We start from the raw sequence: 378 nt of genomic DNA on the forward strand, positions 1-378 counted from the left end.
CAGACCTGGTATACGGGCTAAAAGCTGAATAAGACGCTCAATCTCAGGTCCTGCAATATGTTTAGACATACTCTGTTTCCAAAGAATTCAGTAAAATTTGGTTTCATGAGAACGGGAGTTTGAAACCGGGTGGAAGTGGTAGCCCTGCTGTCATGCTTTTGGTTTTTTCTTGCATAGCGATTTCAATTTTTGTTTTGGCTTCATTATAAGCAGCCATAATCAGATCCTCGAGGATTTCAATTTCTTCAGGTTTAAGTAATGAAGGATCAATTTTGATTGCTGTTATGGTATTTTTACCGTTTAAGGTGATGCTGACAAGTCCACCACCAGCAGTCCCTGTCACTTGCAGATTTGCCATTTCCTCTTGAATTTTCTGCA

At 39.9% G+C, this 378-nt stretch carries 1 protein-coding gene and 1 pseudogene; both read right to left on the minus strand.

Annotated elements, in window-relative coordinates; translation table 11 throughout:
* Nucleotides 1-69 (minus strand): annotated as a pseudogene (locus ACFIO5_RS11600) (recombination mediator RecR); the annotation flags it as partial.
* Nucleotides 70-103: 34 nt separating this feature from the next.
* A partial coding sequence (locus ACFIO5_RS11605) for a YbaB/EbfC family nucleoid-associated protein (RefSeq protein ID WP_375705491.1) occupies nt 104-378 on the minus strand: 275 nt, incomplete at its 5' end.

This window comes from Bartonella sp. AA86SXKL, assembly GCF_042196885.1.